This is a genomic window from Sphingobium tyrosinilyticum, from assembly GCF_042654265.1.
Classification (GTDB): Bacteria; Pseudomonadota; Alphaproteobacteria; order Sphingomonadales; family Sphingomonadaceae; genus Sphingobium; species Sphingobium tyrosinilyticum.
Genome location: NZ_JBHSFZ010000025.1, coordinates 192,461 through 217,364, shown reverse-complemented (window position 1 = coordinate 217,364; position 24,904 = coordinate 192,461). Strand labels below are relative to the sequence as shown.

The window sequence follows — 24,904 nt, the reverse complement described above, 5'->3', positions numbered from 1 at the left end:
TTATTCCGGCACCCAAAGATCGTGCCTATAGCTGATTCAAAGCGCGTGATTTTCGGAGTCGTGAATGCCCGTTACAATTTTGATCGTGGACGACAGCAAATTGGCCCGAATTGTCGCGGGGAAGGCTGTAGCCGAACTTCAGCCAGAGTGGCAGAAGTTGGAGGCCAGCAGCGGAGAGCAGGCGCTCGCATTGATGGGCAAGGAGCCGCTCGACATCGCGCTCATCGATTTCAACATGAGCGAACAGGACGGGCTGGAACTTGCCCGCGAGATACGCGCTTTGAGGCCCGACATGCCGATCGCCATCATCACCGCCAACATCCAGGACGAAATTATCGCGCAGGCCCGTGAGGTCGGCGCGGCCTTCATCCCCAAGCCCGTGACCAGCGAGGGCCTCGCCGGCTTCCTATCCGGCGCCGCGCTCAAGCTTAGGTCAAGTCAGGGATGATGCCGGATCAGGTCGCACTCAGTGAACTCGAACGGGACGCGCTGACTGAGATCGTCAATATCGGCGTGAGCCGCGCCGCCTCGTCGTTGCGAAAGATGATTGGCGACCAGGTCCTGCTATCCGTGCCGTCGATCGAAGTCGTAAACCAGCGTCGCGCCGCACGCCTGATCAGCGAGCGGGAAGTGGTGGAACTGGTCGCAGTGCGGCAGGATTTCTCGGGTCCATTTTCAGGGCGCGCCCTCCTTATCTTTCCCGAGACGAACAGTCTGGAATTGGTTCGCGCAGTCACGGGCGGCGAGCTTTCGGCCGAAGAAGTGATAGAAATGGAGCGTGAGGCGCTTGCCGAAACCGGTAACATCATTCTCAACAGCTGCCTTGCCACAATGGCCAACATGCTGAAGCGGTCGCTGTCGATGACCATCCCGGAAGTGCTGCGGGGCGACGGCGCAATGCTGTTCGAGATCGACGAAAATGCGAAGGCGGAAGGGCTGGTGCTGTTCCTCTACATCGACTTCGCGGTGCGGCAGCGCGACATTCGCGGCTATATCGCCATGCTGATGGATATCCCTTCGCTCGCCACTCTAAAGGAATTGTTAGACGAGTTCATCTTGCGCATCGTGGGTGAGGATGGCTGACCAGAGTGCGCTTGCCCAAGCCGAGCAGCTACGCGGCGTCCTTGCGGCGGCCGGCGCAAGCGGCGCCTGGGACTGGGACATTGTCCAGGACCAATTGATTGTCGATAGCCGCTTCGCGCAGCTATATGATTTCGGCGAAGGCGCGGCCGGGGAGCCGATGCCGACGGCCGCTTTCTTCAGCGCTATCCATCCCGAAGACCGCCCCCGAATCCGCATCGCGGTCGCAGGCCTGCTGGCCGGCGCAGAACTCTTCTCGAAGGAGTTCCGGGTCATCTCCCCGAGTGGGGCGGTGCTCTGGATGCATGGACGGGGGCAGAGCCACCTAGACGACCAGGATAACCCCCTTCGTTTCACTGGCTTGCTGATCGATGTCACGGACCGCAAACGCACCGAAGAACGGCTACGCGTGGCGCAAAGCGCTGGCGGCGTCGGCACATTCGAATATCAGGACGGTTTTGCGACCGTCTCCGTATCAAGTGAGTTCTGCCGCCTGCTCGGCCTCCACCCCGCCGACCGCCTGCCCGTTAGAACAATCAACGCCGTCCCCTGCGAAGGCGAAGCACCGCTCATCCCTGAGGATGGCGTCATGCCCGCAGGGTTGGACGGCGTTTTCCGCATCCGGCGGAGCGACGATGGCGCGGAACGCTGGATCGCACGGCGCGGCGAAGTGATGCGCGAAGGCGAAGGTAGCGGCTATCGCCTGCTCGGCGTCATCTATGATGTCACGGAGGCAAAGCTTCAGGAAACAAGACTGCGTGAGCTTAACGACACACTCGAGCAGCGCGTGGCGCAGGAGATCGAAGAACGGCTGCGGGCCGAAGATGCGCTTCGCCAAGCGCAGAAGATGGAAGCCGTCGGGCAGCTCACAGGCGGCATCGCACATGATTTCAACAATCTTCTGACGATCATTACCGGTAGCGTGGACATCGCGCTGCGGCGGCTCGACAATTCGGCCGATCCTCGCGTCGGACGTGCGCTCGGCAACGCCATGCGAGGCGCTGACCGAGCGGCTGCCCTCACCCAGAGGCTGCTGGCCTTTTCCCGCCGCCAGCCGCTCGATCCGCGCGCGATAGAGGTGCCGCGGCTGCTGGCAGGCATGTCAGACCTACTAACCCGCACCATCACCGAAGCGGTGGCGATCGCGATCGACGCGCCCGATGATGTCTGGACCATCGAAGCCGATCCGCATCAGTTGGAAAATGCCATCCTCAACCTCGCCGTTAATGGTCGAGACGCCATGCCGTCGGGCGGGTCGCTGACCATCGCGGCCCGCAACCGTCAGATCAGCATTATTGAAAGCGGGGGAAATAACCCGCCACCGGGTGACTATGTCGCAATCACTGTAACCGATAGCGGCGTCGGCATGGACCCCGAGACCCTGACGAAAGTTTTCGACCCCTTCTTCACGACCAAGGAAGTCGGCAAGGGCACCGGTCTTGGCCTTTCGATGGTATATGGCTTTGCCAAACAATCGGGCGGCACGGTGGTGATTGACTCAACGCCCGGCGCCGGAACAGTCGTTACCTTGCTGCTCGCCCGCAGCGCCGGGAGCGCGGAGGCCCCCGTTAGCATGGTTCGCGAGAGTGAGCCGTTTGGCACCGCTTCCGAGACGATATTGGTGGTCGAGGATGATGACGATGTCCGCGCCTACACGGTCGCTACCCTGCGCGAGTTGGGTTATCGGGTCATTGAGGCGCATAATGGGGAATACGCGCTCGCCTTGCTCGATAAACAGGAACATCCGATCAGATTGCTCATGACCGATGTCGTGATGCCGAAGATGTCGGGCAGCGAACTCGCCGCCGTAGCGCGGGCGCGTCAGCCGGACCTCCGCATCCTTTATACCTCCGGCTATCCGCGTGATGCGATCATGCGCGATGGGCGGCTTGATGTAGGCGTTGATCTATTGGTGAAACCCTTCACGCTGCGAACGCTTGCGGCGCGCGTACGAGAGATCATCGACCGGATATGATTGGACGGCCATAGCGGCTGGAGTGGAACGCGAAGCATCAACAAGGCGTTGCGCCGGGAAACCTTGCTAGAAGGCTCCCGATGTCCCGAACCACCTTTACGATCTTGGCGGCTGGCCTAGCCGTCGCCGCTTGCAATCACGCGAGCGAGCAGCGGACGGATGATGCAGACGCTTCGAGCCGGCAAATTGCTGCTGAACACGTCGAAAGGGTGGCAGACAAGCTGTTCTCAGCATTGACGCCTTTACCAAAAAAAGCGGTCACGGATTGAAGCGCCCGCTCACGGCGCGGAGGCTGTCGCGTGCACTTCGCCTCTCTTGCGGAGCAGCAAATCTAAAAAGATAGCGGCTTGTCTTGACGAAGCCGTTTCACCGCGCAGGGAGAAAGCATGACAGTCCGCTGGATTCCTTCGACGCGCCTTTGCCTCTCCGCCATCGCGGCATGCTCCGCCGCGGCCAGCGCACCGGCGGCCGAACCTGCGGCTTTCGATCTGCCCGGCCCTGAACTCTCCGTCAGTGTCAGCCGCGCGGGACGTACGCTGCCGATTGGGAAGGTGCCTGCGCTTGCAACGGGCGACGTCGTGAAGATCGAGGCTAATTTGCCTGCTGACCAGTCCATCCGCTATCGGCTGATCTCAGCCTTTCTGCGGGGCGTAACCAACCCCCCGCCAAAGAGCTGGATCGCGAATGCAGAGACATGGCAGCAGAAGGAGAAGAAGCGAATATTGAAGTTGACGGTGCCAGACCATGCCCGTCAACTGGTGCTGTTCATGGTGCCTGACACAGGAGGCGATCTTGGCACCATCTCTGATGCGATCCGTGGCAGGCCGGGTGAATTTGTTCGCGTCACTCAAGACATCAACAAGGCGTCTCTCGACAGAAGCAGACTCAACGCCTTCATCCGCGGCATCCGCTCTCAGGAAAATACGCATCCGGAATTTCTAAGGAATGTCGCACCCGTCCTCTCTTCCAGTCTTGCGGTGAAGCTCAACCCGGATTGTCTGGCGAAGGTAGTGGAATTTCAGGCCGCCTGTTTGGTGGAAAACAGGGACAGTCTGGTGCTGGGCGACATTCACAGCAATTCGCTCACTGAAACGATCATCGGTGCGCCCACCGATCTGGCGCTGCAACTAAGCGCTACCCGGGAAGGGGGATATGGCTTCTACAGTCCCTATATCGGGGTGGTGCGCGACCTTGCCCGGATATTTGGCGCGTTCAACAATCCTGAGTTCAATTATCTGCCTGCCTTGGGCATCCAGAACGGCGGTTCGGTCTCATTACTGCTGAACAGCGCACCATCCTTCCGCAAGCCCAAATCCGTACTCGTCGCCGCGCTCCCTGCCATAGAGAAGAATGTCCCGCCGCCGCTGCGCAAGAGCAGCGATGCGCCGATATGCGCGACGCGCCCCGGCGCGGTATTCGGCGTCGATGGGGCACCTTTGATATTCGCCACCGACTATGCATATGACATAATGCTGCGGTTGCCGAACAAGGCCGGGCGCGCTGTGGATGTGCCAGTGGTGGCACGCGCTGACAAGGGCGGCTATATTTTCGCCTCATCGTTCAATGCGAGGGATTTCAAGGGTTCCGTCGCGGCACGCGTGCACGGCTTCTGGGGCTTCGACGCGTTCGAAGGGCCCGAATTCGCTGTCCAGTTTCCAGAAGATGAAAGCTGGCAGGTGGTGCCGGGGCAACGCCTGATCGCAGGTCAGAAAAACAGGCTGGCGGTAAAGGGCGCATCCCTCACTTGCGTCAGGAATATCTCCGTTCAGTTGCCCGGCGGCCGAAGCCTGACTGCCCCCTGGCAAGCTCAGGAGGACAATGTCATATCGATCGAAATTCCCTCGTCCGATCTACCGACGCCCGGTGAGGTGAAGATCGTTGTCCAGTCTTTTGGTGTGGACAAGCCCACCATCCTCACAATGGAAGCTTCCCTAAATGAAACTCCGTCAGCGGCAGCTCTATAACGCTGGCAAGATGCGCGTCGGATGCTACAGCGCGGCTTTCGCTAAACGCGGCCAGCATCCTGCTTGGCGCCTCCTTATGAACGGACCGATCGATGAAGACTAAGCACAGCCTGGAAGCACAAGACGTGAAGGCCATTCTCGCCGCCGCAGAGGCCGAAGCGCTCGCCAATGGCTGGGCCGTGACCATCGCGGTGGTCGATGATGGAGCCCATCTGCTCGGCCTGCTCCGGCTGGATGGCGCGGCTGCCAGCACCGCCCATATGGCGCCCGCAAAGGCGGTGACGTCGATCCTTGGCCGCCGGGAGTCCAAGGTTTATGAGGACCTCGTACTCAATGGCCGCGTGTCGATGCTGTCCGCACCCGCGCTTCAGGCGATGCTGGAGGGCGGCGTGCCCATCATCGTGGAGGGCGATTTCGTCGGTGCGGTCGGCGTCTCGGGCGTCAAATCTGACCAGGATGCTCAAATTGCGCGCGCGGGGATCGCAGCCATACTGTCATAACGGCAGGCTGCGGCCAGAAAGATCGGAAGGTTGGGCGCATATGGATTTTGATGATCAGCTTCACCGCTATTTCGGTTCTGCCGATCTGGACGCCGTTCCCCCCGCCGCCATCGCGGCGGGTGTAGAAAGGATGCGGGTTGACTTTGGGCTGGAAAAGGACCGGGGCCGACGGTTCGCGCTTTGGTCACTTCTGTTCCTGCTGGGCGCCGCGCCAGACCTCGACGCCTTTGACGATCCTGCCGATCGGGACGCGGCGCGGGATTTCATGGATATGATGGACAAGGATCGCTGAGGCGGCGATTTACGCCTGCTCCGTTTCCACCTCGCCCGTCACCGCCCATTGGCTAATGTCGGCTTCCTGGCCGATCAATGCGAGCCCATGCGCGATGGATGTCAGTTCGTCGCCGCTCGCAATGCGGCCAGCCGGGAAGCGCTCTTCGAACAGGCGGCGTACAGCAGGGATCAATGATGATCCGCCAGTCAGGAAAACATGATCGATCACGTCGGCTCCCACGCCTGCATTGGCAAGCGCAACGTCAATGGTCGTCCCGATCCGCGCCAGGTCGGGCGCGATCCACTGCTCGAACTCGGCGCGGCTGACATCTGCTTCTACGCGCATGCCAGGGCTGTCGAAATGGAAATGAGCCTCCTCTTTTGTGGAAAGCACACGCTTCAGCCGCGCGACCGCGTCGTAAAGGGGGTAGCCCAGTTCATTCTCTACCACCGCGATCATCCTGCCGCTTGCCGCCGGATCATGCGCCGCGCGCTGGAGCTTCTGCAGTTCGGCAAGGGTTCGGCGGTTATGCATCAATGCCAGCCGTGACCAGTCACCGAAGTCGGCGAAATATCCGGCGGGGATTTCAAACTGTTTGCCCATGGAGGCGTAGGTCCCGCCCTTGCCGAGCATCGGCAGCACCAGCTTGTCCATGATCCGGTAGTCGAAGCGGTCGCCAGCGATGCCGATGCCAGCCGACCCGAGTGGGGTGCAGCGTCGCGCCGCGCCAGGCTCCCCAATCCGGACGACCGAAAAGTCACTGGTGCCGCCGCCGAAATCAGCGACGAGTAAAGTGGCGGGCTCATTCAAGCGCGCGGCAAAGCTGAACGCGGCGCCGAGTGGCTCATAAACATAGTGCACTTCCCGCTCGAGCGCGGCGAACATCAAGTCGTAACGCTGCCGGGCGAGGACGCTGTCCGGACGCTGCCCAGCATAGCGGACCGGGCGTCCGACAATGACATGAGGCGGTAGCGTGTTCAGCCATTCGCCGGCATGAGCGCGTAGGCGCTCAAGGAAAATTACGCCGAGTTCCTCAAAGCGCAGCCGCTTCTCGAAGATCGTGGCATGTTCGAAGGCGCGGCTGGCGGCGACCGACTTGAAGGATTGCAGGAAGCGGCTGCCTTGGGGGTATTCGAGAAATTCCGCAATCGCCCAAGGGCCCGCCTCCCGCGCGATGCCGCCTGGAACGTTCCCATCCTCCCAAAAGCATAGCGCAGATCGAAAGATGGATGCAGGTCCTTCTGGCGCGGCGAAGTTCACCATTGCCGCCTGCCCACCAGCGTCGCCGATCGCTACGACCGAATTTGTGGTGCCGAAATCGATGCCGATCGAGCGAGGAGGCGAAGTCATGAATGATCCATCTAATTGAAAGGGATTTGGCAGAACAGACAGGGCGCGCCTCTTCGCAGCTGCGGGCCGAGGGCGCAACGGCCTTGGTCTTATCTGTGCAACGAAGCCCTTGAGCTATTCGCCGGGGCATCTATATACTGATCGGTATGGAAACCGCATCCACCCCTGTCAGAGGTCGCCCGCGCGAGTTTGATCCGGAGAAGGCGCTCGCCGCCGCCCTGGAGATATTCTGGCGCCGCGGCTATGAAGGTGCGTCGCTCGCGGAGCTTACCGAGGCGATGGGCATCACAAAGCCTAGCCTCTACGCTTGCTTCGGCAACAAGGAATCGCTCTTCCGCAAGGCGCTCGACCTCTATGAGCGGGATAAGCTCTGTTATGTGAAGTCGGCGCTTGAAGCACCAACGGCCAAGCAAGTCGCAGAACGGCTGCTGAAGGGCGCATTGGCCATGCAGTGCGGCAACACGGATCCCAAGGGGTGCATGGGCGTCATCAGTTCGGTCGCCAATACGGCGCATGCCGAATGTATCCGCAACGAAATTCTGGCGCGGCGCGCGTCCTCCGACCGGGCGCTGATCGAACGGTTCGAACGGGCGCAGAAGGAAGGTGATCTGCCAGCGGACGTCGAGCCGAAGGCGCTTGCTCTTTACCTGACCACAATGCTTCAGGGCTTGGCGGTCCAGGCAGGCTCGGGGGTTCCGGAAGACCGCTTGACCCAGCTTGTCGATACCGCTCTAACAATGTGGCCCAGTGCGTAACATTGCTGCAATTTTAGTGACTTAATAAAAAAGACCGATCGGTACACAAAGCTTCTTGACCATCCGCTGCATCTCATTATATACCATATGGTAGTTAATTCGACAGACTCTTCGTCAGGAGGTCGAATGCAGGACAGGGACTGCCGTCAGTGACGGCATAGGCACGGCCGTTCGGAGAGGAAGGCCGTTCCTATTCATCATGAAACAACGCCGGTAATCCGCGACGTAATCGCGCGTGGACGCACGGCGGCCATTTATCATCCGCGAAGTCAGTGATTTTGCGGCGCGACCCGTCGCGCCCTGCTCCGCTGCCTTCAAAAAAACAGGGGACGAGATCATGGTCTATCGTTCGGAAACATTTCTGGCCGAAGGCGGCGTAGGGGGCACCTTTCGCAGCCCGGCGGTCACGGCCGGAAACATCAGCTTCTCTCCGCTCGAATGGCAGGTCGTGCACCTCGCCCGGCAGGATAGCCTTGCGACGCTGCGGGAGCCCGGCCGCTGGACGCGGTTGCAACGCCTGATCTTCGGGCAAAAGCCGGACCCGCGGCTGGCGGACAAGCGGTTGGAAGCACTGCGCCAGATCGCGGTCGAAGCCTGGCATCGCAGCTATGACGTCCATTCCCGCCGTATATCCGCCTTTCGGTCCGCCGGGTTCACCGAAGCCCATCTCGAACGGCTGCTCGCCGCCATCGCCGCCATGCGTGGCAGCCCGAAGGTCAGGAGTTTCGCATGAACATGCACAAGCCCATCGATGCCGACAGCCACAATGCGGTATCTTCCCCCCTCCTGCGGGGCCGCAAGCGCCATGCCGCAATCGCAGCGATCGCGCTTGTAGTCCTGGGCGGCGTCGGGTGGAAATTGATCGATCGCCCGGAGGCGCAAGCCGCGCCCGCGACCTTGGCGGTGGTTGGTATCGCCACCCCGCTGAGCCGCTCCGTCACGCAATGGGATGATTATGTTGGCCGCTTCGCTCCCAGCCAGACGGTCGATATTCGGCCGCGCGTTTCGGGTGCGATTACGGCGATCCATTTCCGGGACGGAGATTATGTGAAAGCGGGGCAGTTGCTGTTCACCATCGATCAGCGCCCCTTCCTCGCCGCGCTGGCCGAAGCCCGCGCCAACAGCGCGAGCGCTCGCAGCGCGCTGCTTCTGGCGCAGAACGACTATAAGCGGGTTCAGCGTCTGACGGGCGACGAAGCCGTTTCGGCCAGCGAAGTCGATGCCCTGCGTTCCCGCTTGCAAGCCGCGCAAGCGGAGCTGGCGGCTGCGCAGGCGCGCGAGCGTCAGCGGGCTTTGGAGGTGGAGTTCACGCACGTTCGCGCGCCTATCTCAGGGCGCGTATCCGACCGGCGCATCGACATCGGCAATCTGGTTTCCGGAGCGGAAGGCGCTGGCGCGACGCTGCTGACGACCATCAACAAGCTGGACCCAATCTATTTCAATTTCGACGCCTCCGAAGCGCTGTATCTTAAGTCGCAGCGCGACAAGGACGGCGCGGGTGCGGTCGAGGTGCGGTTGCAGGATGAAGCCGATTATCGCTGGAAGGGGCGTCTGGACTTTACCGACAATGGCCTTGATCCGCGATCCGGCACGATCCGCGTCCGCGCGCTGTTCGCCAATCCCGACATGTTCCTGACCCCCGGCATGTTTGGCAACATGCGCCTCGCTAATGGCGGGAAGGTGAATGCCCTTCTGATCCCCGACGAAGCGGTTCAGTCCGATCAGGCGCGCAAGACCGTATTGATTGTCGGCAAGAATGACAGCGTTTCCGCCAAGCCTGTCGAGTTGGGTCCAGTGGTGGATGGCTTGCGGATTATCCGGGCGGGCTTGTCGCCTAGTGACCGGGTGGTCGTGACGAACCTTCAGTCGGCGATGCCAGGTGCGAAGGTCGCGACGCGGGCTGTGGCGATCAAGGCTTCGCCTGCGCCGATGGCGGCTAGTGAGAGCAGCGTTCCGGCTGCTTCGCAGGCGACCTTTTAGTTGGAATAGCCCCTCCCTCCCGAGAGAGGGGTTGGGGTGGGGGCCTCCCCCCAGCGCCGGACTATCCGGCGAGCCCCCACCCCCTTCCCCTCCCCTGAAGGGGTGGGGCTAGAAAATAACCCATTCCGCGCTCCATTGCGGGCGCCCTTCTTCACGCCATCGAGGAACAGACCGATGCGCCTATCCCGCTTCTTCATCGACCGGCCGATCTTCGCCGCGGTCATCGCGGTGGTCATAACCGTGGTCGGCGCGCTGGCCTTTATCGGTCTACCCGTTTCCCAATATCCCAACATCGTGCCACCCACGGTCACTGTGTCGGCGCAATATCCGGGCGCATCGGCCGAGACCGTCGCATCAACGGTCGCCGCGCCGATCGAGCAAGAGATCAACGGCGTCGATGACATGCTCTATCAGAGCAGCCAATCGACGGGCGACGGCAAAGTCACGATCACCGTCACCTTCAAGGTCGGCACCGATCTGGACGAGGCGCAGGTGCTGGTCCAGAACCGGGTCGCGGTCGCGATCCCCCGCCTGCCCGAAGAAGTGCAGCGTTTGGGCGTGGTCACGCGCAAGACGACGCCCGACTTCCTGATGGTCGTCAATCTTCAGTCGCCCGATGGGACCTTCGACCGAAATTACCTGTCCAACTATGCGCTGACGCAGGTTCGCGACCGGCTGGCGCGGCTGGATGGCGTGGGCGATGTGCGGCTGTTCGGGTCACGCGATTATGCGATGCGCATCTGGATCGATCCGGATCGCGCCGCCGCGCTGGACCTGACCGCTGGCGAAATCGTGTCCGCGTTGCGTTCGCAGAATGTCCAGGTGTCCACGGGCGCGCTGGGCCAGCCGCCCTATGACCGGGGTGAAGCCTTCCAACTGGGCGTCGAAATGCAGGGCCGCCTGACCGAGCCCAAGCAATTTTCCGATGTCGTCATCCGCACTGATGCGGATGGCCGCCAGGTTCGCGTCGGCGACGTCGCCCGCGTCGAGCTGGGCGCGCAGGATTATGGCATCAACACCTATCTGTCCGGTACGCCCACCGTCGTGATCGCAGTGATGCAGCGCCCCGGCTCCAACGCGCTCGACGCTGCGGAGAAGGTCAAGGCTGAGATGGACGAACTGTCCAAGAGCTTCCCCAAGGGTCTGGAATATAGCGTCATCTACAATCCGACGGAGTTCATCAGCCAGTCGATCGACGCGGTCTATCACACGCTGTTCGAAGCGGTGGTGCTGGTCGTCCTGGTCATTCTGATATTCCTGCAGAATTGGCGCGCGGCGGTCATTCCGATCATCGCCATTCCCGTGTCATTGATCGGCACGGCGGCGATATTGGCGGCGCTGGGATATTCGCTGAACAATCTGTCGCTGTTCGGCCTGGTGCTTGCGATCGGCATTGTGGTCGATGACGCGATCGTCGTTGTCGAAAATGTCGAGCGGAACATCGAACATGGCATGGCGCCGTTGGAGGCCGCCCGCACGTCGATGGACGAAGTGTCGGCAGCGCTGGTCGCGATCGTCCTCGTCCTGTGCGCGGTGTTCGTGCCGACGCTGTTCATCACCGGCATTTCAGGCGCATTCTATCAGCAGTTCGCCGTCACCATCTCGACCGCGACGGTGATCTCGCTGATCCTCTCGCTCACCCTGTCTCCGGCTGCGGCGGCGTTGTTGCTTAAGCCCAAACATGGTGATCATGATCTGGACGGCGCGCCGCGTTGGCACAGGATCGGCGCGCAGGCCGCCGCCGGGTTCAATCGTGGCTTCGACCGGATGAGTGCTGGCTATGCTCGGCTGACGCGTTTCCTGGTCCTGCGGCCCAAGAAGATGCTGCTTACCTATGCGGGGCTGATCGCCGCGACCATCACCTTGTTCTGGGTGACGCCGGGCGGGTTCGTGCCGTCGCAGGACCAGGGCTATTTCCTGGCCGTCGTGCAGCTTCCTTCCGGCGCGTCGCTCGAACGCACGGACAAGGTGACGAAGGAGGTCGCGCAAAAGCTGCTGCCCATCAAGGGGCTGCGCGGCGCAGTGATGTTCGCGGGCTTCCACGGCCCATCGCAGACGCAGGCGCCCAACAGCGCCGCCATCTATTTCCCCTTCAACAGCTTTGCGGAGCGGCAGAAAGAAGGCGTCACCTATGCGGGCATCATGGAGCAGGCGCACAAGGCGGTCGCGGGCTATGAAAAGGCGCGCATTCTGCTGCTGCCGCCGCCGACCATTTCGGGGCTTGTTCCGCCCGGTGGCTTCCGCATGCTGGTGCAGGATCGGGAGGAACGCGGCTATACTGAGCTGAACAAGGTTGCGCAGGACTTCATCGGCAAGGCGAACCAGACTCCTGGCCTCTCGATGGTCTATACGCTGTTCGATAATGCGACCCCGCGCGTCTATGCCGATGTGGATCGCCGCAAGGCCGACCTGCTCGGCGTGCCGCCCGAGCGCGTGTTCGAAGCGATGCAGGTCTATCTGGGTTCGGCCTTCGTCAACGACTTCAACCTGTTGGGGCGCACCTATCGCGTGACGGCGCAGGCCGATGCGAACCATCGCGGGACCGTCGCCGACATTGCGAACCTGAAAACGCGGTCGAACAGCGGCCAGATGGTGCCGATTGGGTCGGTATCGACCTTTGAGGACAAGACCGGCCCCTATCGCGTGGTGCGCTACAACATGCTGCCGGCGGTGGAAGTCGATGGCAACACAGCTCCCGGCTACAGCACCGGCCAGTCGCTGACGACCATGGAGAAGCTCGCCGGGGAGAGTTTGCCCGCTGGCTATAGCAAGGAGTGGACGGGCGTCGCCTATCAGCAGGTGATGGCGGGCAACACCGCCGGCATCGTGTTCGGCATGGCCGTCTTCTTCGTCTTCCTGGTGCTGGCGGCGCAATATGAAAGCCTGACGCTGCCGCTGTCGATCATCCTGATCGTGCCGATGTGCCTGTTCGCGGCCATGCTGGGAGTGAACCTGCGGGGGATGGATAACAACATCCTCACGCAAATCGGCCTGGTCGTGCTGATCGCGCTGGCGGCAAAGAACGCCATTCTGGTGGTGGAATTCGCCAAGCAGGCGGAGGAAGAACAGGGGCTGTCGCCGGTCGAGGCGGCGGTTCAGGCGGCGCAGACCCGCCTGCGGCCGATCCTGATGACCAGCTTCGCCTTCATCCTGGGCGCGGTGCCGCTGGTGATCGCGAGCGGCGCAGGGGCGGAGCTGCGGCAGGCGTTGGGCACCGCCGTCTTCTTCGGCATGACCGGCGTGACGGCGTTCGGCCTGCTCTTCACCCCCACCTTCTATGTCGTCTGCCGCGCGCTGGGCGATCGCTTTTCCCGCAAAAGGGAGGGCGACGCCGCCGCCGCGCTGCAACCCGCCGAATAGGATAGAGATGATGACAAAGACACTCCTCCCCCTCCTGCTTGGCGCGTCGGCGCTCACCGCCTGCGCGACAGGGACGGACTATAAGGCTCCGGCTACCCCAAGCACGGCTGCGGGCGCGTTTATCGGCGCGGCCAACCCGGCGGTCAGCGCGGCGCAACCTGACGATAATTGGTGGCGGCTCTATAACGACCCGGTGCTCGACGGGCTGGTGCAGGACGCATTGAAGGCCAACACCGACATACGCGTGGCGGTCGCGCGCCTGGAAAAAGCGCGCGCCGGGCTGCGGGGCGCTCGATCGGACAGGCTGCCCCAGAACAGCGTCAGCGCGCAACCAACCTATGGCCGCGCCTCCGCTGCGCAGACCCTTCCGGGCGCTGACCGCGAGAATTGGACCGTGGATGCGGGGCTGAACGTCGCATATGAGGTCGATCTGTTCGGCCGGGTGAAGCGCAGCATCGAAGCGGCCAAGGGTGACCTCAGCGCCGCGGCGGGCGAGGCAGATGCGGTCCGCGTGGCTGTCGTCGCCGACACGGCGCGCGCCTATGTCGATGCCACCAGTTCAGCCGAGCGTATCGCGGTAGCGGAGCAGATCGTGGCCTTGCTCGACAAGAGCATTCGCATCACCAATGCCCGTTTCGAAGTCGGCCGATCCGATCGCCTGGACGTAATCCGCACCACGGCGCTGCGCGACAGCCAAGCCGCTCTCATTCCCAGCCTGATTGCGGATCGTGACGCAGCTCTGTTCCGGCTCGCCACGCTAACAGGGCGTACGCCGCAGGAGCTGCCCGCGATCGTTCGCGATCAGAAGGTGACGCCGGACCTTACGCAGCCCATTCCGGTTGGCGATGGCCGGGTCTTGCTCGCCCGCCGTCCGGATGTGCGCGCCGCCGAGCAGCGGCTCGCCGCCGACACTGCGCGGATTGGAGTAGCGACTGCGGACCTCTATCCGCGTATTACGCTGGGCGGCTCCATCGGCACGACGGCGATCGGCGGGGGCGACATATTGGGCGGCGGGCCGTTCCGCTGGTTGCTGGGGCCGCTTATAAACTGGGCGTTTCCCAATCAGGAGGCCAATCGCGCCCGCATTGCCGCTGCAAAGGCTGACGCCAGCGCCGCGCTCGCGACCTTCGACGGAACGGTGCTCCGCGCGCTGGAGGAGACCGAGACCGCCCTGTCGGTCTATGCGCACGCCCTCGACCGCCGCGACACGCTCAAGGCCGCACGCGTGTCCGCCGATCGCGCCGCGCGCATCAGCCTAGCCCGGCAACGCGAAGGCAGGATCGACTTTCTGACGGTGCTGGACGCGCAGCGCACGCTGGCTGCGGCGGAGAGCGATCTTGCCGCCGCCGACCGCGCCGTAGCCTTCGCGCAGATCGACCTGTTCAGAGCGTTGGGCGGCGGCTGGACCACTGACGCGGCATCGCGCGCCAGCAATCCATGAGAGATTCACGTGCCCTTCGGAATGGATGATGAAGGCAACCCGCATGCCGAAGTCGGGCATTCTCGCGGATAGGTTCAGGCGCGCTTTACCCGGCGGCGAGAGCCCGCTCTTGCCATTTCGCCTTCACTGCGCAACGAGACGCATGATGGATAAACCAAGCATCAAAAGGCGCGCGGGCCGCCCTACCCCAGAGGTGGCCGAACAGAAGCGTAACAACCTCATCCTCGTCGCGCTTGACGAATTTGCGCGGACGGGCTTTCATGCTGCTTCGCTGCGCGACATTGCGGAAAAGGCGCAGGTGTCGAGCCGCACGCTCTATAATCATTTTCCCGACAAGCTTTCGCTCTTCGAAGCCTGCCTTGAACAATCCGGTGCGCAGATACGGCCGGAATTACCCGATCTAAAAGGCGACCTTCACACGCAACTGGCCACCTACGCCGCTGAGATGCAGCGACAGCTATTCTCCCCGCGCAGTATGCGTATCGCGCGGTTGATCTACCGGGAAGGAAGCGACTTCGACGAACTGCGGAAGATCGCCCGCTTACAATTCGAACGGCATCAGGTCAGCCCAGTTGCAGCGCTGCTGGAAGAAGAAGGCGTGTCTCCCACCGTTAGCCACAGCCTTGCCAAGCAATTCGTCGCCATGGCCTTTGGCGAATGGCAACGCCGGCTGCTGTTCGGTGGGGCCCCCATGACCGATGGCGAGATGGCCGAACATGCGACGCTTGTAACGGGCATATTTCTGAGCGGCATCGGCACCCATTTGCCACAAAGCTGATCGGCACGCGTGAGCGGCCGCAGTCAATCCGTCCGGCCGTCACGCGCCCGGCGATCGGCGCTGAACATAGGGAGACGCCGATAGAGGGGATCGTCCGCCCCCGCCCGGCCAGTTTCCACTCCTTCGGTGCCGAAACTGTCCTGCGGCTCAGCAGCGCGTTCCTCGGTGGCATCAAGGATGAAGAATCGGTGGGCGAAACGCCAGACGCCTCCACGCCTTTCATAACTATCGGCATAGCGGCCCCAGGCGATGAACTCGCGCGTTCCATCTGCCGTCAAATGCCACGCACGGGCGGTGATGACGCCTTCCGCGCAGTCGCCGTCCAGCAGGAACAGCATGTTCAACATGGCGTGGGATGTGGCGGCCCAAGTCGCCAGCATCTGCGGCAGCCAATCGATGTACCCCGTCGCCGGACCGCAATAATAGGGACTGTGATCGTCGATCGCGTCTTCATGGTAGAGCGACTGCAGCAGGCCATAGTCACGCCGGTCGATGCCATGGCCATAGGCGGTGACGAGGTGCTGGAGCGCCGCGCGGTCCCGCACCTCGTCCATCGAGAGGCAATGGGGATGAAGCGCGCCATCCCCGGTTGCAATGTCAGACACCGAAGCCTCCGGCGACCGAGATGGTCTGGCCCGTCACATAATTGGCGTCGTCCGACGCCAGGAATACCGCGGCCTTGCCGATATCCTCGGCCAAGCCCCAACGCTTGATGGGCAGCATCGCCTTGACGTTGCGTTCCCATTCGGCGTCGAAATAGCCTTCCTGCTGGCCAACCTTGAACTGGCCGGCGTCGATCACGCCCACCAGCACGGAATTGGCGCGGATTTCGTGAACGCCCTCTTCCTTCGCAATGCCCTTGATCAGCGATTCATTGCACGCCTTGGGCGCGACCGACAGGCCGTCGAGGTGCGGCCACCAATCATGGCCCGCCGATCCCAGGTGAACGAAGGAGCCGCCGCCCTTTGCCCGGAAATGCGGGATGGCGATGCGCACGGCATAATAGAAGCCGAACGCCTCAATCTCCATCGACGCGCGGAACTGCTCCAGCGACCAGTCTGCGATGTTGACCTGCGCCACGATGGGGCCAGCGCCCCAGACGATGCTGTGAACGCGGCCATGCGCCTCCACAGCGCTTGCGAAGCCGGCTTCAAGCTCCTCATAGCTGCGCGCGTCCGCCTGATGGATGCTCGCCTTGCGGCCCAGCTTGCGGACTTCTTCAGCCGCCGCTTCTGCGCTGTCCTTCTTGGAACGGTAGAAGATCGCGACGTCCGTGCCCGCCTTGGCGAATTCCAGCGCGACCCCCTTGCCGATCCCACCGCTGCCGCCAAACACGGCCACAGCGCCTTCAGGAAATGCCCTGCTCATTCTCTTCCTTTCTTACGTTATCCGTCCGCTTATTCGGCGGCTTGCAAATTGGGTGCGGGAGCCATGCCGCTGGTATGATGCACTCCATTGGCGCGCGCCTGAAACTCCGCGGCTTTGTCGCGCGGATTATAGAATTGGCGATACCAGGCGCGGCTGCGATGAAATGGCCCATCGGTGGGCAGGCGCAGAATGTTGAAGGCCGGTCCCTTGGTCCGCCAGATCGCGAAATCCTGCGAGAAGGCAGCCAAACCCGCAGCATGATATTGCGAGCGAAGTTCGGCGTCGGCGGCGGTCGGCGGCGTGTTTAGCGCTCGCGTCACGATGCTGTGCCATACCTGCGTCACGCCATCTTCCTTGGGCGTATGGCAGATGATCTGGACGGCGTCGGTCTCGCCTGAGTAGCGGGCGATGAGGATGCCAGGGCCGGTGTAGAAGGCATCGACGTCCAACACCCCGCTTTCGCTCGTCATCGTTTCGTGACCGCCGCCTGAAATCTGCTTACCGATCGGCCCTTCGAACACGGAATCGAAATAGGCCAGTTTCTGGCCGTGGATCGGGCCGAAGTGCCGGGTATCGACCAGATTGTCGAGTATCTCCTGCGGATGGACGTTCAGCGTGCCGAGGTCGTCATACTCGCCACGCATCCACTGCGGGTCGTCCCATTCGGGCAAGTCGGACAACCCATAGTCGGGCGCGCCTTCCTCCGGATCGTGCCAGGCGAAGACGCAACCGAACCGCTCTTCCACCGGATAGGAGCGCACCTTGGCGGCAGGCGGGATGTTGCCATCGAAATAAGGGATATGGTCGCACTTACCGTCGGGCCCGAAGCGCCAGCTATGATAGGGGCAGCGGATCGAATCCCCTTCGATCCGTTGAGCCGCCGCGTCGGAGGTCTGTTCGGCGGCCAGATGCGCCTGCATGTGCGGGCAATAGGCGTCGAGCAGAACGATCCGGCCGGATTCGCCGCGATAGATGACCAGTTCGCGTCCCAGCATGCGCAGGGCGGTAGGCGCGCCGGTCACGTCGGCGGCTCGCGCGACCATCAGCCAGCCGCGCGGAAAGGTGAATTCGCCCAGGTTATATTCAGCGGTGGTCGCCATATGCCTCTCCTGAAATGGCTGCGTCGCTCAGCCAATCTATGGGCGGAAAGTGCCTGTCTGTTGAAAGCAGTGCAATCGGCTTCTGAAATGAACTATCGTAATATGATCGACCTCGATCAATCAAAGACAGGTTCACGAAAAATGCCCAAGACGCGCCGTCCCGGTATCGCTACCATTCTGCTCCAACTGCGGCGGGAATTGAAGGCAAGGGGGATCCGGGTGGCTAGTCTCGCCACACAGATGGAGGTGGCGGAACCGACCATATGGCGGTGGCTTCGTGGCGAGGGGCTGACGCTCGACCGGCTGGACGAGATTTGCGCAATCGCCGATCTCGACATGCGCGATCTGGTGGGCCGCGGCGACGATCAGCAGGAAAGCTTCACGCTAGCGCAGGAGCGGGTTCTGGCCGCAGACCGGGGCTTGGCGCTGGTTTTCTTCGCCATTCTCCATGGCGCGCAGCGGCAGGATCTGGAGCAGGAGTTCGGCCTGCCAGCAGACCGGCTGGAAAGCCATCTGGAGCGGCTGAAGCGGCTAAGTCTGATCGAAGCACCTTCGCGTGGCCGCATCCGGTCAAAGATGCGGCGCGCGGTACGCTGGCGGCGGGGCGGCCCCTTGTCGATGGCGTTCGAACGGACGGTGAAGCCGCTGTTCATGTCGCTAAATTTCGGATCGCCCGAGGCGCTCTATATGTCAGACATGGTGTCGTTGAGCGAGGCCGGGCGGGCCAGGGTGCATGCTTTGTTCGAGGCGCTGCGCGACGATATTCATATGATCGGCGAGCAGGAACAAGCCGCACGGCTGGAAGGCCGCGAATGGAGTGGCGTGCTGATGATGGTGCGGCCGTTCGACATTGGAGAGCTGACGTCCGAATGGCGCGGCAAGGCAAGATAGAGGGAGAGTTTCTTGGCTACATTTGAAAAGGGCTGCACGCTGCTGTTCGGCGGCAGCGGCGGTATCGGCAGCGGCATTTCCCGCATATTCGCGCAGCAGGGCTCCGATATCGCGATCGTCTATCGCGGCAATCAGAAGCGTGCGGAAGAGGTGGCCTCGGCGGCGCAGGAACATGGCCGCCATGTCAGCATCCACCGCGCTGACGTAACCGACGCGAATGACATTCGAGCAGTAGTCGATGAGGCGATCGCCGAGCATGGCCGTATTCACACCGTTATCTGGGCTGCAGGACCGCTGGTCAATCAGCGCTATCTGACCTCCACCCCCATGGAAGAGTGGCGACACGCTTTCGACGTCGAAGTTCACGGCTTTTTGACGGTCGTCCAAACGGTCGTGCCGCATATGCGCGATCAGGGCGGCGGCAGTTTCGTTACACTTGGATCGGCCGGGCATGATTGGTGGCCCTCCCGCGACGGCATGTCCGTCGCCGTCAAGGCATCGAACGAACAGCTGGTGAAGGGCATCGCCAAGGAAGAAGGTCGCTACGGTATTCGCGCTAATTCAGTGTTGGTCGGCGTCATCGATGCAGGACAGCTTCATGAACTCAGCCGCCTCGGCCAGATCGACCAAAGATGGGTGGATAATACGCATCGGCTGCTCTGCCTGAAGCGCTGGGGCACGGCGGAGGAAATCGGGCATGCGTGCGTGTTCTTCGCGTCCAACGAAGCTGCCTATGTGACGGGGCAGCACATATCCGTTTCGGGCGGCTTCGGCGTCTAAGGAACCTGCGGCTTGACGGTCCAGCGGTGACCTATGCTGGCGGCGAACAGGCCAGCCGCCAGCAAATAGGCCAAACCCACTGCGGTGAAGGCAAAGGCAATGCCATAAGCTTCCCGGACCGGAGCTAGCAGCAGCGGATTGAGGAACTGGCCCAGGAACATGGCCGCGACGTTCACACCCATCGCGCGGTCGTGCAGCGGTTCTGGCGTCCGCAGCAGCAACTCCGAGGCCACTGTCGGTTCGATGATGCCGATGCCCACTCCCACGACGATCATCGAAAGCAGTACCCAGCCTCCGCTGGCCGCCCAGGCGGCGAGCGGCAGGCCGAGGCCGATTGCGAGCGAGATCAGGACGAACATCTGCCTGAAACCCAGCCAGCGCCGCATCAGCCCGTAGAAAGCGCTGCATATCGCGCCGACGAGTGACGACAAGCCGATGAACTGCCCTATGGTGGAAGGCGCGGTGAAGCCCTTGGCGGCCATCAGGAAAGGCCCCTGAATGACCATCATATACATGCCGACCGTATAGCCGGTCAGGAGCAGGTAGAACGTCCATCCGCGAAGCACGGGCCGCCAACTGAGCGAAACGCTGGCGGCCGAAAGTCCGCGATGTAACCCTCTGAGCGCGCAGGGGATGAGCAGCAGACTGACGCCGTAGAGCATGAACGGAGCGCGCCAGCCAAAGCGCTCGACAACATAACCCATGACCACGAGGAGGCCCAGAGAAGCGATCGATGCGGCGGTGGACATGAAGCCAAGGAGCGACTCCCGCCTGCCGCCCTCGAAATATTCGCCGATCACGGCATAAACGGAGGTCAGCAGGACACCACCCACAAAACCGCTGACAACACGCGCGGTGACAAGCAGGGTCAAGCTAGGGGCCATTCCGCCGCTAACGCCTGCAATCGCATAAACCAGCAGACAGGCGGAGATGACTGCGCGCCGTCCCCAGCGTTCGGACAGATAGCCAGAAATCGCAGCACCGACGATCATCACCATCGCAGGCACAGTCAGCACCAGTTGCGCGGTGAGCGCACCGAATTCCTGCGCCATCTGCAGGACCCCCGGCGCGATCGCCAGAGCGAGCATGGAGATGAGCACGGGAATACCGAGCGCCAACGCAACCACGCTCGCACCCCCTACATAGGGGGCATGCGCTCCAGGTTCAGCGCCCTCCTTCTCCGCGGTCATTTCCCCTCCCCGCTCCGTCCGTCATCCGCTCTAGCGGCGGTGATTTAATCTGTGCCCGCGGTTTCGTGACGCGGCAAGGGGAAATGGCTGGCTTGGCTGTCAGGCTGCGAACTGGTTCATGGTGTTGTGAGCGCCGCCCGCCTTGAGCGCCGCCTCACCGGCAAAATATTCCTTATGATCATCGCCGATATCGGAGCCCGACATATTCTGATGTTTCACGCAGGCGATGCCCTCGCGGATCTCCTTGCGCTGCACCCCGGCGACATAGCCCAGCATGCCAGCCTCGCCGAAATAGTCCCTGGCGAGATTGTCCGTGCTGAGCGCTGCGGTGTGATAGGTCGGCAAGGTGATGAGGTGGTGGAAGATGCCGGCCCGCGCCGACGCGTCTTTCTGAAAGGTGCGGATCTTCTCGTCAGCTTCTAAGGCCAGTTCGGTCAGGTCATATTCCGCGCTCATCAGCTTCGCGCGATCATAGGACTCCAGGCCCCTCCCCTCCGCCAACCAGCGGTCATAAACCTGCTGACGGAAGTTGAGCGTCCAGTTGAAGGACGGCGAATTATTGTAAACCAGCTTCGCGTCGGGAACGACTTCCCGAATACGATCAACCATGGATGCGATCTGATCGATATGCGGCTTTTCAGTTTCGATCCACAGCAGGTCCGCGCCGTTCTGCAACGATGTGATGCAGTCGAGCACGCAACGATCCGCGCCCGTCCCTTCGCGGAACTGGTACAGGTTTGACGGCAGCCGCTTGGGACGCATCATCTGCCCGTCGCGGACGATCAGCACATCCCCTTCGCTCAGCGTCTCTATGGGTTCGCAATCGAGGAAGCTGTTATACTGGTCGCCCAGGTCGCCCTTTTCCCGGACATAGGCGATCTGCTTGGTGAGCCCCGCGCCCAGCGAGTCCGTGCGGGCGACGATGATGCCATCCTCGATCCCCAATTCCAGGAAGGCGTAACGGCAGGCGCGGATTTTCGCGAGAAAGTCTTCGTGCGGCACCGTGACCTTGCCATCCTGATGTCCGCATTGCTTCTCATCGGAAACCTGATTCTCGATCTGCAGCGCGCACGCGCCCGCCTCGATCATCTTCTTGGCCAAAAGGTAGGTCGCCTCCGCATTGCCGAAACCCGCGTCGATGTCGGCGATGATCGGGACGACATGCGTTTCATAATTGTCGATCGCATGGGACAGGCGCTGGGCTTCAACCTCGTTGCCACTGTCCCGCGCATGGTCGAGATCGCGGAACATGAGGCTCAGTTCGCGGGCGTCGGCCTGTTTCAGGAAGGTGTAAAGCTCACTGATGAGGGCGGGCACGCTCGTCTTTTCGTGCATCGACTGGTCCGGCAATGGGCCGAACTCACTGCGGAGCGCGGCGACCATCCATCCCGAAAGATAAAGATATTTACCCTTAGTCGATCCGAAATGCTTCTTGATGCTGATCATCTTCTGCTGGCCGATGAAGCCGTGCCAGCAGCCGAGCGACTGTGTATATGCTCTCGGATCGGCATCATAGGCGGCCATGTCCTGCCGCATGATCCTGGCCGTATGGCGCGCGATGTCGAGACCGCTCCGGAAGCGGTTCTGCAACCGCATGCGCGTAACAGCGTTCGCGTCGATCGCGCTCCATGACGCGCCGTTGCCCTTAATCATCTCCGCCGCAGCCGCGACGTCACCCTGATATGTCATTCGTCAATTCCTCTGGAGTAAACCGCGATCAGCTTCGGCCGCTTGGCGCGACGCGGCCCAACCGGTGATAGAGATGGGCGAACTTAATCGATGCCGGCTGGTCCCTGACCTCGTTCAGATAATGGGCGACCGCTTCACGAAGCAGGGAGAAATCCTCTGTCGAGAAAACCGCCCGAGCGCGCTGTTGTTCGCTGTTCATGTCCCTTGGTTCCTTTCGCTTGCTTCAATTTCCTGAAGCCCATGGGGAGGTAGTGACGCATCTGCGCATCAGGCGGAATGGCTATGAAAGCCGCGAAGTCACAATTTACATTGTACATCTTGTGAATTTTTGACAGAATGGCTTCATGAAGGCAGCCACAGAACGGAAGCTCTATCTCGGTCCTAAGCTGCGGCTGCTTCGCCGCGAGCTGGGCCTCAACCAATCGCAAATGGCGGAGGAGTTGGGCGTCAGTCCCAGCTATCTCAATCATCTGGAGCGGAACCAGCGGCCTCTCTCCGCGCAGATGCTTCTGCGCTTCGCCCAGACCTATGACCTGGACATTCGCGAATTCGTCTCAGGAACACTGCCCGACGCGGCGGGCGGGCTCATGGAAATCTTCACCGATGCGCTCCTCCGCGACATCGGCGTCCCACGTGATGAGGTGAATGAGATCGCGGAAAATTATCCCGGCGCTACCGAAGCGATCACGCGCCTCTATCGCGCGATAACGGATTTGCGGCGGTTGCCCGAGGCAATCAATCAGGCGGGCGGGCATTCCCGAACCAGCACCGCGCTCGATTGGCTGCGCGACTTTGTGCATGAGAATAACAACCACTTCCCCGCCCTTGATGCCGCAGCGGAAGGAATCGCTGGCACTCTGCCCGACGAGCCCGCCGAACTTTTCGTTGCCCTGCGGCAGCGGTTGGAGCGGGATCATGCTGTGTCCACCCGCATCATGAACGACAAGGCCATGGCTGGCGGGCGGCGCTTCTACGACTTTCATAGGCGGCGGCTGATGATCTCCGACCGGCTGCCCGCGTCAGGCCGCCTGTTCGCCGCAGGATTCCAGATCAGCATGATGGAGATGGAAAAACCGATCGCCGAAATTATCGAGCGAGGCGCGCCCGACAGTGAGACGCGGCCCTTGCTGCGGACCATGCTGACCAACTACGCCGCCGCTGCGCTGATCATGCCCTACAGCCGCTTTCTTAGCGCGGCGGAGGAAGGCCGCTATGACATGGACCTGCTGCAACGCCGCTTCGGCGCATCCTATGAGCAGACGGCGCACCGGCTGACGACACTGGCGCGCAGTGGCGAGCGGGGGGTGCCGTTCTTCCTGCTAAAGGTCGATATTGCAGGGACCATCTCGAAACGCTTCGCGGGCGAGGGGATGCCGCTCGCTCAATTTGGCGGGGGATGCCCACGCTGGAACGCGTGGCGCGCCTTTCACATGCCCGAACGAAGCGTGGCGGAAATTGTCGAGATGCCCGACGGCGAGCGCTATATGACCTTCACGCGCGCAGTTCCTCATTCGCTCGATCCTCAGGCCAAGTCGGTCCAGGCCATCGCACTTGGATGTCACGTAAAGCATGCTGCGCGCATGGCCGCTGCCGACATGCTGCCAGATCAGCCGAACCTGATCGGCCCGGCGTGCCACATCTGCCCCCGTGTGGCCTGCCCCGACCGCGCATTGCCGCCGATCACCCGATCGCTCGCCGTCAGTCAATATCAACGGGGGCCGACGCCCTACCCGTTTCAACAAGTCTGACCTTTTCCCTGACCGGCTGGTCGTTGGCACAACAAGGGTTGGGAACCATCCCGACTGGTAACCCTTCCTGTGTCGAAGTTCGCGAGCCGAACATGTCCAGGAGGTTGCCATGCCGACGAAGATTTCAAGATTTCAGATTGACGATGCCGAGGATGAATATCTGCTGACGTTTGAAACGGAGGACGGCAGCGCGATTGAGCTGACGGCAAGTTATGAGCAGTTGGACCTGATCGCCGAAGCGATCGATGCTCAATTGGACAGCGACGAGGAGGATGCGTTGGGCGCGGAGATTCAGGAGGACTGATTACCCCCGGTCACTACCACCGCATAAGAAAGGACTGACATGAGCCAGACGATTGAACGACGGTTCGCAACCCGGGCCGAGGCGGATAGCGCCGTCGAACTGCTGGTCCAGGAACATGGCGTTGACCGAAGCGACATCTTCATCGCCGCAGATGGACCGGAAAACAGCGTCGGCGAGGTTGTGAGCGGAGGAGACGCACCTGCTATGCAGAAAGAGGAGGCGCGAGGAGACGCTCCGCTCAACTCGCCGGTCCTTGTGTCGGTAGACATAAATGATGACGCGAAGGTGACTGTAATCGAAGCGGTAATGACGGAACGATCGGGATACTGAACCGGCGACGCGGTCATTTATTAAAAGGTGAAGAAACTCCGCCGATG

The 24,904-nt window shown here is 61.8% G+C and carries 24 protein-coding genes; 17 read left to right on the top strand and 7 right to left on the bottom strand.

The features are described from left to right. The first annotated feature begins 64 nt into the window (after positions 1-64). From ACFO3E_RS12165 to ACFO3E_RS12140, 6 genes are all read left to right on the top strand, one after another. The gene (locus ACFO3E_RS12165; protein ID WP_066531378.1) at positions 65-448 is read left to right on the top strand and encodes a response regulator; all 384 of its coding nucleotides are present in this window, start codon (positions 65-67) and stop codon (positions 446-448) included. Further along, positions 445-1,083 carry a chemotaxis protein CheC gene (locus ACFO3E_RS12160; RefSeq protein ID WP_066531376.1) on the top strand — a complete coding sequence of 213 codons (639 nt, stop codon included), beginning with the start codon at positions 445-447 and terminating at the stop codon, positions 1,081-1,083. Before ACFO3E_RS12165 ends, ACFO3E_RS12160 begins: the two co-directional genes overlap by 4 nt. Next, positions 1,076-3,055 (top strand): hybrid sensor histidine kinase/response regulator, encoded by a 1,980-nt coding sequence (locus tag ACFO3E_RS12155; protein ID WP_066531374.1) that lies wholly within the window; start codon positions 1,076-1,078, stop codon positions 3,053-3,055. Before ACFO3E_RS12160 ends, ACFO3E_RS12155 begins: the two co-directional genes overlap by 8 nt. A 386-nt stretch (positions 3,056-3,441) precedes the next feature. Then, complete coding sequence (locus ACFO3E_RS12150; protein WP_380805009.1) at positions 3,442-5,019, top strand: hypothetical protein; 1,578 nt, start codon at positions 3,442-3,444, stop codon at positions 5,017-5,019. Between the two features lie 92 nt (positions 5,020-5,111). Continuing rightward, entirely contained in the window at positions 5,112-5,519 is a 408-nt protein-coding gene (locus ACFO3E_RS12145; protein WP_066531371.1) for a GlcG/HbpS family heme-binding protein, read from the top strand. Positions 5,520-5,559: 40 nt separating this feature from the next. Beyond that, positions 5,560-5,811, top strand: a complete 252-nt coding sequence (locus ACFO3E_RS12140) for a hypothetical protein (protein WP_066531370.1) — start codon at positions 5,560-5,562, stop codon at positions 5,809-5,811. A gap of 9 nt (positions 5,812-5,820) precedes the next feature. On the opposite strand, the gene ACFO3E_RS12135 is transcribed toward ACFO3E_RS12140, so the two are convergent. Then, on the bottom strand, positions 5,821-7,143 hold the full coding sequence (locus ACFO3E_RS12135) for an Hsp70 family protein (RefSeq protein ID WP_380805006.1): 1,323 nt from the start codon (positions 7,141-7,143) through the stop codon (positions 5,821-5,823). A 146-nt stretch (positions 7,144-7,289) separates the two neighbouring features. Between ACFO3E_RS12135 and ACFO3E_RS12130 the strand changes: the two genes are divergently transcribed. The 6 genes from ACFO3E_RS12130 to ACFO3E_RS12105 all read left to right on the top strand — a co-directional run bounded on the left by ACFO3E_RS12130 (position 7,290) and on the right by ACFO3E_RS12105 (position 15,457). Then, positions 7,290-7,898, top strand: coding sequence for a TetR/AcrR family transcriptional regulator (locus ACFO3E_RS12130; protein WP_066531367.1), 609 nt, complete (start codon positions 7,290-7,292; stop codon positions 7,896-7,898). A 337-nt stretch (positions 7,899-8,235) separates the two neighbouring features. Beyond that, positions 8,236-8,631, top strand: a complete 396-nt coding sequence (locus ACFO3E_RS12125; RefSeq protein WP_380805004.1) for a hypothetical protein — start codon at positions 8,236-8,238, stop codon at positions 8,629-8,631. Continuing rightward, positions 8,628-9,878 (top strand): efflux RND transporter periplasmic adaptor subunit, encoded by a 1,251-nt coding sequence (locus tag ACFO3E_RS12120; RefSeq protein ID WP_380805002.1) that lies wholly within the window; start codon positions 8,628-8,630, stop codon positions 9,876-9,878. Before ACFO3E_RS12125 ends, ACFO3E_RS12120 begins: the two co-directional genes overlap by 4 nt. Positions 9,879-10,052: 174 nt before the next feature. Continuing rightward, positions 10,053-13,238 (top strand): efflux RND transporter permease subunit, encoded by a 3,186-nt coding sequence (locus tag ACFO3E_RS12115; RefSeq protein ID WP_380805000.1) that lies wholly within the window; start codon positions 10,053-10,055, stop codon positions 13,236-13,238. A 10-nt stretch (positions 13,239-13,248) separates the two neighbouring features. Then, positions 13,249-14,679 (top strand): efflux transporter outer membrane subunit, encoded by a 1,431-nt coding sequence (locus ACFO3E_RS12110; RefSeq protein WP_380805155.1) that lies wholly within the window; start codon positions 13,249-13,251, stop codon positions 14,677-14,679. Between the two features lie 142 nt (positions 14,680-14,821). Next, positions 14,822-15,457 carry a TetR/AcrR family transcriptional regulator gene (locus ACFO3E_RS12105; RefSeq protein ID WP_380804997.1) on the top strand — a complete coding sequence of 212 codons (636 nt, stop codon included), beginning with the start codon at positions 14,822-14,824 and terminating at the stop codon, positions 15,455-15,457. 23 nt (positions 15,458-15,480) lie between these two features. Here ACFO3E_RS12105 and ACFO3E_RS12100 read toward each other — a convergent pair whose 3' ends face one another. From ACFO3E_RS12100 to ACFO3E_RS12090, 3 genes are read right to left on the bottom strand one after another with little or no spacing between them, the layout of a single operon-like run. Next, complete coding sequence (locus ACFO3E_RS12100) at positions 15,481-16,062, bottom strand: nuclear transport factor 2 family protein (protein WP_380804995.1); 582 nt, start codon at positions 16,060-16,062, stop codon at positions 15,481-15,483. Continuing rightward, entirely contained in the window at positions 16,055-16,825 is a 771-nt protein-coding gene (locus tag ACFO3E_RS12095) for an SDR family NAD(P)-dependent oxidoreductase (RefSeq protein WP_066531357.1), read from the bottom strand. The genes ACFO3E_RS12100 and ACFO3E_RS12095 overlap by 8 nt, the downstream gene beginning before the upstream one ends. 29 nt (positions 16,826-16,854) lie before the next feature. Further along, positions 16,855-17,925: a Rieske 2Fe-2S domain-containing protein gene (locus ACFO3E_RS12090; protein WP_380804992.1), complete on the bottom strand. Its 1,071-nt coding sequence runs from the start codon at positions 17,923-17,925 to the stop codon at positions 16,855-16,857. A 141-nt stretch (positions 17,926-18,066) separates the two neighbouring features. On the opposite strand from ACFO3E_RS12090, the gene ACFO3E_RS12085 reads away from it, so the two are divergent. Both ACFO3E_RS12085 and ACFO3E_RS12080 read left to right on the top strand, forming a co-directional pair. Beyond that, positions 18,067-18,816, top strand: coding sequence for a helix-turn-helix domain-containing protein (locus ACFO3E_RS12085; RefSeq protein WP_197486373.1), 750 nt, complete (start codon positions 18,067-18,069; stop codon positions 18,814-18,816). Between the two features lie 12 nt (positions 18,817-18,828). Next, positions 18,829-19,596, top strand: coding sequence for an SDR family NAD(P)-dependent oxidoreductase (locus tag ACFO3E_RS12080; RefSeq protein WP_066531348.1), 768 nt, complete (start codon positions 18,829-18,831; stop codon positions 19,594-19,596). Here ACFO3E_RS12080 and ACFO3E_RS12075 read toward each other — a convergent pair. The 3 genes from ACFO3E_RS12075 to ACFO3E_RS12065 form a co-directional block, all read right to left on the bottom strand. After that, positions 19,593-20,786 (bottom strand): MFS transporter, encoded by a 1,194-nt coding sequence (locus ACFO3E_RS12075; RefSeq protein ID WP_380804989.1) that lies wholly within the window; start codon positions 20,784-20,786, stop codon positions 19,593-19,595. The genes ACFO3E_RS12080 and ACFO3E_RS12075 overlap by 4 nt on opposite strands. 99 nt (positions 20,787-20,885) lie before the next feature. Next, positions 20,886-22,475 (bottom strand): isocitrate lyase, encoded by a 1,590-nt coding sequence (locus ACFO3E_RS12070; RefSeq protein ID WP_380804987.1) that lies wholly within the window; start codon positions 22,473-22,475, stop codon positions 20,886-20,888. 28 nt (positions 22,476-22,503) lie between these two features. Next, the gene (locus ACFO3E_RS12065; RefSeq protein WP_197486372.1) at positions 22,504-22,674 is read right to left on the bottom strand and encodes a hypothetical protein; all 171 of its coding nucleotides are present in this window, start codon (positions 22,672-22,674) and stop codon (positions 22,504-22,506) included. A 145-nt stretch (positions 22,675-22,819) separates the two neighbouring features. On the opposite strand from ACFO3E_RS12065, the gene ACFO3E_RS12060 reads away from it, so the two are divergent. The 3 genes from ACFO3E_RS12060 (at position 22,820) to ACFO3E_RS12050 (ending at position 24,857) form a co-directional block, all read left to right on the top strand. Then, on the top strand, positions 22,820-24,223 hold the full coding sequence (locus ACFO3E_RS12060; RefSeq protein WP_066531343.1) for a helix-turn-helix domain-containing protein: 1,404 nt from the start codon (positions 22,820-22,822) through the stop codon (positions 24,221-24,223). A 109-nt stretch (positions 24,224-24,332) separates the two neighbouring features. Then, complete coding sequence (locus ACFO3E_RS12055; protein WP_066531341.1) at positions 24,333-24,527, top strand: hypothetical protein; 195 nt, start codon at positions 24,333-24,335, stop codon at positions 24,525-24,527. 39 nt (positions 24,528-24,566) lie between these two features. Further along, positions 24,567-24,857 (top strand): hypothetical protein, encoded by a 291-nt coding sequence (locus ACFO3E_RS12050; protein ID WP_066531339.1) that lies wholly within the window; start codon positions 24,567-24,569, stop codon positions 24,855-24,857. The last annotated feature ends 47 nt before the right edge of the window (positions 24,858-24,904 follow it).

What these genes read in the sequence shown, in the direction of transcription:
- ACFO3E_RS12165 (WP_066531378.1), top strand. Translation starts at nt 65, where the DNA reads ATGCCCGTTACAATTTTGATCGTGGACGACAGCAAATTGGCCCGAATT.
- ACFO3E_RS12160 (WP_066531376.1), top strand. Translation starts at nt 445, where the DNA reads ATGATGCCGGATCAGGTCGCACTCAGTGAACTCGAACGGGACGCGCTG.
- ACFO3E_RS12155 (WP_066531374.1), top strand. Translation starts at nt 1,076, where the DNA reads ATGGCTGACCAGAGTGCGCTTGCCCAAGCCGAGCAGCTACGCGGCGTC.
- ACFO3E_RS12150 (WP_380805009.1), top strand. Translation starts at nt 3,442, where the DNA reads ATGACAGTCCGCTGGATTCCTTCGACGCGCCTTTGCCTCTCCGCCATC.
- ACFO3E_RS12145 (WP_066531371.1), top strand. Translation starts at nt 5,112, where the DNA reads ATGAAGACTAAGCACAGCCTGGAAGCACAAGACGTGAAGGCCATTCTC.
- ACFO3E_RS12140 (WP_066531370.1), top strand. Translation starts at nt 5,560, where the DNA reads ATGGATTTTGATGATCAGCTTCACCGCTATTTCGGTTCTGCCGATCTG.
- ACFO3E_RS12135 (WP_380805006.1), bottom strand. Translation starts at nt 7,143, where the DNA reads ATGACTTCGCCTCCTCGCTCGATCGGCATCGATTTCGGCACCACAAAT.
- ACFO3E_RS12130 (WP_066531367.1), top strand. Translation starts at nt 7,290, where the DNA reads ATGGAAACCGCATCCACCCCTGTCAGAGGTCGCCCGCGCGAGTTTGAT.
- ACFO3E_RS12125 (WP_380805004.1), top strand. Translation starts at nt 8,236, where the DNA reads ATGGTCTATCGTTCGGAAACATTTCTGGCCGAAGGCGGCGTAGGGGGC.
- ACFO3E_RS12120 (WP_380805002.1), top strand. Translation starts at nt 8,628, where the DNA reads ATGAACATGCACAAGCCCATCGATGCCGACAGCCACAATGCGGTATCT.
- ACFO3E_RS12115 (WP_380805000.1), top strand. Translation starts at nt 10,053, where the DNA reads ATGCGCCTATCCCGCTTCTTCATCGACCGGCCGATCTTCGCCGCGGTC.
- ACFO3E_RS12110 (WP_380805155.1), top strand. Translation starts at nt 13,249, where the DNA reads ATGACAAAGACACTCCTCCCCCTCCTGCTTGGCGCGTCGGCGCTCACC.
- ACFO3E_RS12105 (WP_380804997.1), top strand. Translation starts at nt 14,822, where the DNA reads ATGATGGATAAACCAAGCATCAAAAGGCGCGCGGGCCGCCCTACCCCA.
- ACFO3E_RS12095 (WP_066531357.1), bottom strand. Translation starts at nt 16,825, where the DNA reads ATGAGCAGGGCATTTCCTGAAGGCGCTGTGGCCGTGTTTGGCGGCAGC.
- ACFO3E_RS12090 (WP_380804992.1), bottom strand. Translation starts at nt 17,925, where the DNA reads ATGGCGACCACCGCTGAATATAACCTGGGCGAATTCACCTTTCCGCGC.
- ACFO3E_RS12085 (WP_197486373.1), top strand. Translation starts at nt 18,067, where the DNA reads ATGCCCAAGACGCGCCGTCCCGGTATCGCTACCATTCTGCTCCAACTG.
- ACFO3E_RS12075 (WP_380804989.1), bottom strand. Translation starts at nt 20,786, where the DNA reads ATGACCGCGGAGAAGGAGGGCGCTGAACCTGGAGCGCATGCCCCCTAT.
- ACFO3E_RS12070 (WP_380804987.1), bottom strand. Translation starts at nt 22,475, where the DNA reads ATGACATATCAGGGTGACGTCGCGGCTGCGGCGGAGATGATTAAGGGC.
- ACFO3E_RS12065 (WP_197486372.1), bottom strand. Translation starts at nt 22,674, where the DNA reads ATGAACAGCGAACAACAGCGCGCTCGGGCGGTTTTCTCGACAGAGGAT.
- ACFO3E_RS12060 (WP_066531343.1), top strand. Translation starts at nt 22,820, where the DNA reads ATGAAGGCAGCCACAGAACGGAAGCTCTATCTCGGTCCTAAGCTGCGG.
- ACFO3E_RS12055 (WP_066531341.1), top strand. Translation starts at nt 24,333, where the DNA reads ATGCCGACGAAGATTTCAAGATTTCAGATTGACGATGCCGAGGATGAA.
- ACFO3E_RS12050 (WP_066531339.1), top strand. Translation starts at nt 24,567, where the DNA reads ATGAGCCAGACGATTGAACGACGGTTCGCAACCCGGGCCGAGGCGGAT.